Source organism: Bradyrhizobium sp. HKCCYLR20261 (assembly GCF_051168435.1).
Classification (GTDB): domain Bacteria; phylum Pseudomonadota; class Alphaproteobacteria; order Rhizobiales; family Xanthobacteraceae; genus Bradyrhizobium.
On the sequence record NZ_JBNPUZ010000032.1, the window covers coordinates 19,265 to 28,713 of the forward strand.

10 protein-coding genes are annotated in these 9,449 nt (G+C 67.4%); 7 read left to right on the forward strand and 3 right to left on the reverse strand.

All coding sequences use genetic code 11. From position 1 onward, the window contains the following. Nucleotides 1-20 precede the first annotated feature (20 nt). Nucleotides 21-671 (reverse strand): aspartate/glutamate racemase family protein, encoded by a 651-nt coding sequence (locus ACQR1L_RS34680; protein WP_434862399.1) that lies wholly within the window; start codon nt 669-671, stop codon nt 21-23. 16 nt (nt 672-687) lie between these two features. Further along, complete coding sequence (locus tag ACQR1L_RS34685; protein ID WP_434862400.1) at nt 688-1,482, reverse strand: GntR family transcriptional regulator; 795 nt, start codon at nt 1,480-1,482, stop codon at nt 688-690. Nucleotides 1,483-1,709: 227 nt separating this feature from the next. Between ACQR1L_RS34685 and ACQR1L_RS34690 the strand changes: the two genes are divergently transcribed. The 5 genes from ACQR1L_RS34690 to ACQR1L_RS34710 are packed head-to-tail and all read left to right on the forward strand — an operon-like array spanning nt 1,710 to nt 6,457. Further along, nucleotides 1,710-2,822, forward strand: a complete 1,113-nt coding sequence (locus ACQR1L_RS34690; protein ID WP_434862408.1) for an ABC transporter ATP-binding protein — start codon at nt 1,710-1,712, stop codon at nt 2,820-2,822. Nucleotides 2,823-2,833: 11 nt separating this feature from the next. After that, on the forward strand, nt 2,834-3,883 hold the full coding sequence (locus tag ACQR1L_RS34695; protein WP_434862401.1) for an ABC transporter substrate-binding protein: 1,050 nt from the start codon (nt 2,834-2,836) through the stop codon (nt 3,881-3,883). Nucleotides 3,884-3,895: 12 nt separating this feature from the next. Further along, entirely contained in the window at nt 3,896-4,750 is an 855-nt protein-coding gene (locus ACQR1L_RS34700) for an ABC transporter permease (RefSeq protein WP_434862402.1), read from the forward strand. Then, on the forward strand, nt 4,740-5,555 hold the full coding sequence (locus tag ACQR1L_RS34705; RefSeq protein ID WP_434862403.1) for an ABC transporter permease: 816 nt from the start codon (nt 4,740-4,742) through the stop codon (nt 5,553-5,555). Before ACQR1L_RS34700 ends, ACQR1L_RS34705 begins: the two co-directional genes overlap by 11 nt. Next, complete coding sequence (locus ACQR1L_RS34710; RefSeq protein ID WP_434862404.1) at nt 5,552-6,457, forward strand: polysaccharide deacetylase family protein; 906 nt, start codon at nt 5,552-5,554, stop codon at nt 6,455-6,457. The genes ACQR1L_RS34705 and ACQR1L_RS34710 overlap by 4 nt, the downstream gene beginning before the upstream one ends. 123 nt (nt 6,458-6,580) lie before the next feature. Here ACQR1L_RS34710 and ACQR1L_RS34715 read toward each other — a convergent pair whose 3' ends face one another. Then, nucleotides 6,581-7,243, reverse strand: coding sequence for an O-methyltransferase (locus tag ACQR1L_RS34715; RefSeq protein ID WP_434862405.1), 663 nt, complete (start codon nt 7,241-7,243; stop codon nt 6,581-6,583). A gap of 89 nt (nt 7,244-7,332) precedes the next feature. Here ACQR1L_RS34715 and ACQR1L_RS34720 point away from each other — a divergent pair, with 89 nt between their 5' ends. Then, nucleotides 7,333-7,983, forward strand: a complete 651-nt coding sequence (locus ACQR1L_RS34720) for a TetR family transcriptional regulator (protein WP_434862406.1) — start codon at nt 7,333-7,335, stop codon at nt 7,981-7,983. A gap of 315 nt (nt 7,984-8,298) precedes the next feature. Beyond that, a complete protein-coding gene (locus ACQR1L_RS34725; RefSeq protein WP_434862407.1) occupies nt 8,299-9,279 on the forward strand; it encodes a CPBP family intramembrane glutamic endopeptidase in 981 nt (326 codons plus the stop codon). The last annotated feature ends 170 nt before the right edge of the window (nt 9,280-9,449 follow it).

Here is a 9,449-nt window from a genome sequence, read left to right on the forward strand (position 1 = left end):
TTGGAATGATATGCAGGCGTTCAGACGCCGAGCGTCGCCAGCAGCTGCGTCACGGCCGCCGCGATCGGCTTGATGATCGGCACGGCGAATTGCGGCTGCAGCTGATCGGCGGCCTGGGCGAGCGGCCCGCCGCCGATGATGACGGCCTCGGCGCCATCCTGTTCGATACAGGCGCGCGCGGCCTCGGCCAGGGTGGCAGCAAGCCGCGCGGGATCGGCGGCAAGTGCGGCGGGGTCGCCCGGCGTGAGGCGCGTTCCGGTGAACTGCGCCGACAGCCCGATGCCCTCGGCCAACGCCGCGATGCTCGCGACCAGGGCCGGCGTCACGGTAGCGATCCCGAAGCGCCGGCCGCCCAGCGCCGCCTCCCGCATCGACGCCTCGCCGATGCCGACCACCGGCACGGCCATCGCGGCGCGGATCGCGGCCGCACCGGGATCGCCGAACGCGGCGACGATGATGCCGTCACACCCATCGAGCTGTCGCTGCGCGATCTCGACGACTTCAGTGGCCGAGGCAGTCAGGGCGTCGGCATCGACGATCATGCTCGGGGCCCGCGTCGCGGTCGCGCCGACCAATTCGGCCCGGCCGGTGCAGCACGCACGCGCAATCGACACCATCATCGCGGTGGTCGCCGCCGAGCTGTTCGGATTGATCAGCAGGATGCGCGGCACGGGCCGTCTCACAAGTTCAGTCGTCATGGCGCACAACAGCCACGCCGAGATCCCTGAAGATCGCAGTCAGCTCGTCCATCTCCCCCTCGCCGTCGCGCGGCTGGATGCGGCGCTCGATGTCCTCGAGGTGATGCGTCATGGCCGCGACCGCCGCCGCCTTGTCGCGGGCCAGCACCAAATCACCGATGTCGGGATGGGAATCCGGCGAGCAGTCCGGCTCGCCCGGCTGCTCGAAGGTCGCGATCGCCAGCGACGTCCGCAGCATCAGCTCGCGCGCCATGTCGAGCAGCACGTGGTTGCCGGCCAATCGGGCGATCAGGATGTGGAAATCGGCCGTCAGCGACAGCGAGGCCCAACGGTCGCTGCGGTCGTCGGCCGCTTCGCGCGCCATGTGCGCCTTCAAGAGCGCCTTGCCCTGCTTGTCGAGCCGGTCGATCGCGGCCGCCACCGTCGCCGCCTCGATGACGCGGCGCGCGGCGAACATCTCGCGCGCCTCTTGCCAGGTCGGCCGCGAGACGAAGGCGCCGCGATTGGGAAACTGCACGACGATCTTGCGCGAGGCGAGATGCGCCAGCGCCTGGCGGACATGGATGCGCGTGGTGCCGAGGGCGTGCGCCAGACGGTCCTCGCCGAGCTTGGTGCCCGGCTTGAGCCGCTTCTGGCTGATCGCCGTGAGAATGCCCTGCACGACGGGATCGTCGTCCATGCTGCGCGGATCGATCGCCTCGGGCTCCGGCTTGGCCGCAGGGCGCCGCTTCGCGGCTGCGGGCGGCCGCTTCCCGGCGCGGGCTTTGGCGCGAGTCCTTGTCATGCTCTTCATCTAGCGAATGAGCGCGGAATTGAAAACATCCCGGCTGCCGCTTCTTGCACCACAGGACGCATGTTTTGTCACCAATCTCACCAATAAATTGGCGCCAATTCTTGGCGCCATAAAAATACCCCCGCACTTTCATGAGCTTGAATAAACGCCATCACTGGCACGCCGCTTGCTGACATCCCCCGGCAATGGAGATGCGCGTGCCCGATCCCGCAATGATGATGCAGAATGTGACGTCGCCCCCGCAGGCGCGCGGCTGTGCGCTGGCGCTCCGCGGCATCGGCCACCGTTTCGGTACGACGGTGGCGCTCGACACCATCGATCTCGCAGTCGCGCCGGGTGAGCTGATCGCCCTGCTCGGTCCGTCCGGCTGCGGCAAGACCACCTTGCTGCAGATCATCGCCGGCTTCCTGCAGCCGAGCCGCGGCGCCGTCACCTTCGACGGCGTACGGGTCGATCACACCCCCGCCAATCGGCGGCGCATCGGCATGGTGTTCCAGAACTACGCGCTGTTTCCCCACCTCACCGTCGCCGAGAACGTCGCCTATGGCCTGCGCGCGCGGAAGGTGCCCGGCTCGCTGGTGACGCGCCGCGTCGGCGAGATGCTGGCGCGCGTGCAGATGTCGGGCTTCGCCGGCCGCTTCCCGCGCCAACTGTCCGGCGGCCAGCAGCAGCGCGTCGCGCTGGCGCGCGCGCTCGCGATCGATCCGGTGCTGGTGCTGCTCGACGAGCCGTTCTCGGCGCTCGACAAGAATCTCCGGCTCGACATGCAGATCGAGATCAAGAGCCTGCTCAAGAGCTGCGGCGTCACCTCGATCCTGGTGACGCACGACCAGGAGGAGGCGCTGTCGATGGCCGATCGCATCGTCGTGCTCAACAAGGGCCGCATCGAGCAGATCGACACGCCAGACGCGCTCTATGATGCCCCCGCCAGCCCGTTCGTGAACGGCTTCATCGGCCACGCCAATTTCCTCAAGGGAAGCCTCGGCGACCGGCCCGGTGTCGTGACGCTCGCCGCCGGCGGCGCGCTGGTGCTGCCGCAGGCCGAGCGCCGCGCGGGCAATGGCGGCGTCACCGTCTCGGTGCGCCCTGAGAATCTGACGTTGTCCGATCACGACGGCCCCGGAGCGATTCCCGTGACGATCCGCGTCGCGATGCCGCTTGGCGCGGTCAGCGTCATCGAATGCACCACCGCCGCGGGCGAAGCCATCAAGGTCAGCCAGTCCCGCGCCGCCTGGGCGGGACGGCCGGGCCAGCCCGCGTGGCTCACGATCACCGACCCCGCCAAGGTGCACGTCTTCGACGCGCCGCCCCCTTCCATCGCTGCAGCCTGAGGAGTCCCGCCATGAACCTGTCCCGCCGCCGCCTGCTCGCCACCGGCGCTGCCGCACTCGCGGCGCCCCATCTCATGCTGCCGTCGCGCGCCCGCGCGGCCAGCTCGATCGTCGCCACCACCTATCCCGGCAGCTTCGACGAAGCGTTCCGCGCCGTCGTCGGGCCCGCCTTCCAGAAGAGCAGCGGCGCCGACGTCGCCTTCACGCCCCTGCTCGGCGTCGACCAGATCGGCAAGATCCAGGCCTCGCGCAACGCTCCCCCGTTCGACGTCGTGCTGTTCGACGAAGGACCGCTGATCCCGGCGATCAATAGCGGCGTGCTCGAGAAATTCCCGGCCGAGACGTCGAAGAGCTTCGCGCAGATCCCGCAGGCGTTCCGTCACCCCGACGGCTACGCCCCCGTCGCCACGGTGCAGCTGATCGGCATCGCCTACAATCCGAAGAAGATCACGACGCCGCCAACCTCCTGGGAAGACCTGTGGAAGCCGGAATACAAGGGCCGCGTCGGCATCACCGGCATGGGCTCCTCCCTCGGCACCGCCTTCATGGTCGAGATCGCCAAGCTCAACGGCGGCTCGGAGACCAATCTGGAGCCGGCGTTCGAGGCGATGAAGAAGCTGCTGCCCAATGTCGGCGCCATCGCCAATTCGCCGGGCGCGCTGGCGGCGCTGTTCCAGCAGGGCGAGATCGATATCGCCTTCAACTACTGGAACAATGTCGCGCTGCTCGCCGCCAAGGGCGTCGACGTCGCCTTCGCCAAGCCGAAATCCGGCGCCGTCATCATCCGCTCCAGCGCGCAGATCGTGAAGAACAACCAGGATCCGAAGCTCGTGCTCGACTATCTCGACACCGTGATGTCGACGGAGGCGCAGAAGGGGCTGGAGGCCGCGCCCTGGGTGATGATGCCGACCAACAAGAACGTCGCGCTGACTGGCGCCAATCTGTCGGTCGCCAAGAGCGTCGACGATCTCATCGCGAGCAACGTGCTGCTGGACTGGACCAAGTTCCAGGGCCTTCGCGGCGAGTGGATCACGCGCTTCAACAAGGACGTCAAGATCTAGGCGTCCGTCCCGATGTCGCGCTCCTTCCTTGCGCACCGCGAGCTCGCGCCGGCGCTGCCGCTGGCTGTGATCTTCCTCGGCGCCTTCGTCCTGCCGCTGATCGCGCTGCTCGCGATCAGCTGCTACCGCACGCCGCAGTTCCTCGAACTGTCGCCGGTGCAGTATCTGCGCTTTGTCACCGATCCGTTCAGCCTGCGCGTGCTGGCGGACACGGTGATGCTGGGGCTCGAAGTCGCGCTGTGCTCGCTCGTGCTCGCCTATCCGCTGGCGCTGGTCTACCTCGCCAGCGGCGCGCTGATCCGGACCGTTCTCACCTTCCTGATCCTGCTGCCGCTGCTGACCAGCACCGTGGTCCGCACCTTCGCCTGGATCGTCATCCTCGGCCGCGACGGCATCGTCAATGCGACGATGCTGTCGCTCGGCCTGTGGGACAGCCCGGCCCGCCTGCTCTACAGCTGGGGCGGCCTGGTGTTGGCGCTGACCCAGATCCAGTTGCCGCTGATGGCGCTGCCGATCATCAACAGCCTGCTGCGGCTCGACGGCAATCTCGCCAAGGCCGCCGAGGGCCTCGGCGCCGGCCGCTTCCGCGTGTTCTTCACCGTGATCCTGCCGCTGACGCTGCCCGGCGCGGTCGCGGGCGGCCTGCTGGTGTTCGCGGCGGCCGCGACCGCCTTCATCACGCAGACACTGGTCGGCGGCGGCCGCATCATCCTGATGCCGAGCTACATCTATCAGCAGTCGATGGGCGTTCAGGACTGGCCGTTCGCCGCGGCGCTGTCGCTGGTCTTCACCGCGGCGGTGATCGGCGTCGTCGCAATCATCGGCGCGACCGCGCGGCGGATGACGCGAGGCCTCGATGCAGCGTGACCTGACCGACCGGATCTATGGTGCGTCGATCGCCGTGATCGCGATCGCCTCCGCGCTGCTGCTGCTCGCCCCGACCCTCGTCGTGCTCATCATCTCGCTCACCTCGGGCATGACGCTGAAATTTCCACCACCGAGCTGGTCGACGCGCTGGTATGTCGAGCTGCTGCGCTCCCCCGAGATCCTCGCGCCGGCGCTCACCAGCCTGAAGGTCGCGCTGTGCACCACGGTGCTGTCTGCCGTGCTCGGCAGCGCCGCCGCGCTTGGCATCGCACGCAGCAGGCTGCGGATCGCCCGCATGCTCGACGCGCTGTTCATGTCGCCGATGGTGCTGCCCGCGATGGCCTTCAGCCTGTCGCTGCTGCTGGTCTTCAATGTCATCGGCATCCGGCTGTCATTCTCCACGCTGGTGCTCGGCCACACCATCGTCTGCGTGCCGTTCGTGATCCGCATGGTCGGGGCCGCCGTCCAGGAACTCGATCCGGTGCTCGTCACCTGCTCGCTGAGCCTCGGGGCCAGCCGCTGGTACACCTTCCGCCGCATCACCTTGCCGCTGATCCGCCGCGGCATCGTCGCAGGCAGCCTCGTTGCGTTCCTGTCCTCGTTCGACAACGTGCCGGTCTCGCTGTTCCTGGCGGACGCGCGCACCGAGGTGCTGCCGATCAAGCTCTGGGCGATTCTCGAAGGCAGCCTCGACGTCCGCGTTGCCGCCGTCTCCGGCGTCATCGTGGTTCTCACCCTGATTGGCCTCGTCTGCGCCGAGGCGCTCGGCGGAGTCAGCCGCAGCTTCGGAACACCCGAGAGATGACCATCATCCGAGATCTCCGCGGCTATGGCCGGCAGCGCCCGGACATCGTCTGGCCCAACGGCGCCCGCCTTGCGGTATCGCTCGTGATCAATTTCGAGGAAGGCGCCGAACTCGCCGTCGAACAGGGGGACGCCGAGACCGAGCGCTATGGCGAGGTGCAGCCGACGCTGCCGTCCGGCATGCGCGATCTCGTGCAGGAGCAGGTGTTCGATTACGGGATGCGCGTCGGTCTGTGGCGCTTCCTCGATTCCTTCGCCGCGCACAACATGCGCGCGACGCTGATGATGTGCGGCCGCGCTGTCGAGCGGGTGCCCGATCTGGCGCGCGTTGCGGTCGAGTGCGGCCACGAGCCGGCCGTGCATGGCTGGCGCTGGCTGCCGCACGCGCTCTATGCCGACGCGGCCACCGAGCGCCGCGACATCGAACGCACGCGCGACATCATCGCATCCGCCACCGGCGTGCGGCCCGTGGGCTTCATGACACGCGGCAGCCAGAGCCCGTGGACGCGCGACCTGCTGGCCGAGCTCGGCTTCGCCTATGACTGCAATGCGCTCGATGACGACCTGCCCTATTGGACCCGCGCGGCCGGCCGGCCGCTGCTCGTGCTCCCCTACGGCTTCGATACCAACGACATGAAATTCTTCCATCCCAACGGCTTCGTGCAGCCCGACGATTTCTCGAACTACGTGGCCTCGGCGCTGCGCACGCTGCTCGCCGAGGCCGGCCGTGGCGCGTCCTCGCTGCTGACGATCGGCTTCCACCTGCGCATCACCGGCCGGCCGGCGCGGTTCGCCGCCGTCGAGACAATTCTCGCCAGGCTCGCCGATCTCGGCGACCGCGTCTGGATCGCGCGCCGCGCCGACATCGCCGCACATTTCCAGGCCCTCGTCCCACCGGCGTGAAAACCGCGGCGATCGGCTCGAGACTCGGCATTGCCAATCGCGGCTACAGTTGATCGGCCGCCAGCGCCAGCGGCCGCCGATGATCACGGACATGGCGCTGATGCGGGCGCTGCGCGCCTGCCCTCACCCGATCCGCATCGACAATTCGACCTCGTCGCCGAACGGCACCGAGAGATAGCCGTTCGCCGGCGAGCGGACATGAGCGAGATACTCCGGACAATAATCGGCATTGTCGGCGACGATGAACGCGCCCGCACTGAGCCGGCTCTCGAGCAGCGCCAGGATGTCGCCATACAGCGGCTTGGCGCCGTCGAGCAGCACCAGGTCGATGGTCTCCGGCAGATCGGCGCGCAGCGTCTGCAATGCATCGCCCTGTCGGATCTCGACCAGGTCGGCCAGGCCGCCTTCGGCCAGGTTGGCGCGGGCCCGCGCAACCTTCGATGCTTCGAACTCGGTGGTGATCAGCCGGCCGCCGCCATTGTCGCGCAACGCCGCGGCCAGGAACAACGTCGAGATCCCGAACGAGGTGCCGAATTCGACGATCGATTTCGCGGCGAAGCTGCGCGCCAGCATGTAGAGCAGCGTGCCGGTGTCACGCGAGACCGGCAGCGGAAAGTCCTTCAGTTGCGCGTAGAGCTCGACATGGCCGGACTTGCTGCGCATCAGCTCTTCGCCGCGCTCAGCCATGCCGGCAAAGACCGGGCTCGTCTCCGGGCGCAGCCGCGCCGCCTCGGCCAGCAGGCGATCCAGCAGCAGCGCCACGGGCTGGGTGGCGAGGGTGATCATGATGGTCTCCGTGTTTCGCGTGAGTGTTTGCCTCCCCGTCAAAATACGACTAATCATTCGCATTCGCTAATCGCATTCCGGATCCAGTCATGGCACCAGCTCGAAAAGCCTCGATTTCCGCGAGAAAACAGCCGCAACAGGCGCGCTCCGCGGATCTGGTCTCGGCGATTCTGCAGGCCGCTGTTCAGGTTTTGACGACCGAAGGCGCGCAGCGTTTCACCACCGCCCGCGTCGCCGAAAAGGCCGGCGTCAGCGTCGGCTCGCTGTATCAGTACTTCCCCAACAAGGCGGCGATCCTGTTCCGGCTGCAGAGCGACGAGTGGCGACAGACCACCGCGCTGCTCACCGGCATCCTCGAGGACACCAGCCGTCCACCGCTCGTGCGGCTCCGCGCGCTGGTCCACGCCTTCCTGCAATCGGAATGCGACGAGGCGGCCATTCGCGGCGCGCTCGACGACGCCGCGCCACTGTATCGCGATGCGCCGGAATCGAAAGCCGCCCAGGCGAGCGGCCGCCGCGCCATGCAGGCCTTCATGCGCGAGGCGCTGCCCGGGGCCAGTCCGGCCGAGCGGGCGCGCGCCACCGATTTGATCAAGACGACACTCGCCCAAGTCGGCAAGCACTTCTCGGAGACGCCGCGCAGCCGCGCTGAGATATCGGCCTATGCCGATGCGATGGCGGACATGTTCAGCGCGTACCTCACCACCGCAAACAAGCCCGGGCGGCGTCAGGCGCGGTAGTCCCGCAACCGGCGCGTCTCCGACGGGCGCGGGCCCGCCCCGCGGATCCACCGGGGGGCAGTGCCTGATAAGCAGCATATGAGCGAGCCAACGTCCGCAAACACGCCGCGCCAACAGGCCCGGCGTCGAAAAGTCGATTGCGGCACGATCCTGCGCCTCATATCAAATGAGAGATGAGATGCGACGCCCTGCTTGCCGGGGGCTCTCCGTGCGGTCATCTGCCAAGCAAGACCGCAAAGACCGATACCGAGAGGCCGTCAGACCCGAAAGAGGGTTGGATCTGACGGGATGATACGCCGGTGCGGCAGCACCGACATGCGCGCGGAGACGACGGACCACGTCGTCGCAATTGTCGCCGCGAGGCGCGTCTGGAGCGAGCAGGTTCAAATCTGGGGGAGACGTTCTTACATGACGGATATCAGCCTTTCCGGTCAGCCGCTCTGGCAGCGCATTCTGCAGTTTCCGCTGACCCGCCTCATCGTCCTGGGAGCTGCCCTGTTCTACTTCATGGGATGGGCCCAGGCTCGTCTCGAGCAATTCCACGAGTCACCCGTGCTGAACGCGGTCATCCAGGCCGTGCTGGGTGTTGCGGCGATCGGCGTGTACGTGGCCTATCAGACATTCATCGACCGCCGCGAGGCGACCGAGCTTTCGACGCCCGGACTCGGCCGCGAATGGGCCATCGGCGCGCTGTGTGGCGCGGGCCTTTACACCGCGAGCGCAACAGTCCTGATGCTGCTCGGCATCTACAAGGTCGAGGGATTCAATCCCGTGCTGTTCCTGCTTCCCAACCTTTCGATGGCGATCAAGTCGGGCGTGTTCGAAGAGCTGCTGTTCCGCGGCGTCCTGTTCCGATCGGTCGAGGACATGTTCGGAAGCTGGGTCGGAATCCTGGTCTCATCGCTCGCGTTCGGGCTCCTTCATCTGACGAACCCGGGGGCGACGCTGGGCGGTGCCATCTACATCAGCATCGAGGCCGGGCTGCTGCTGTCCGCGGCCTATCTCGTCACCCGTCGCCTGTGGATCTGCATGGGCTTCCACATGGCGTGGAACTACTTCCAGTCGGCGGTCTTCTCCGGCGTCGTCTCCGGCGCCGTGAGCGATCCAGGCCTGCTGAAGGCCACCATCGAAGGACCGGAGCTGCTGACCGGCGGCGCGTTCGGCATGGAGCATTCGGTGGTCGCGCTGGTGTTCTGCACCACCGCTGGCGTCATCCTTCTCCTCCTCGCCATCCGCCGGGGCCACCTGAGGCCGCCGATGTGGCAGCGCCGCTTAACGACATCGTTTGCCAGGTAGGAACGCGCGTTTGCCGTCTTCCTACCTCGCAATCCACGCCATTTCGGCTCGTGCGGTGTGCTCCCTCTCCCCGTTCTTCACGGGGAGAGGGTTGGGGTGAGGGGCAGCCACGGTATGAACCGGGCTGATTCCTGACGTTTTAGACCGGGTTGATTCCTGACAGGCCAATT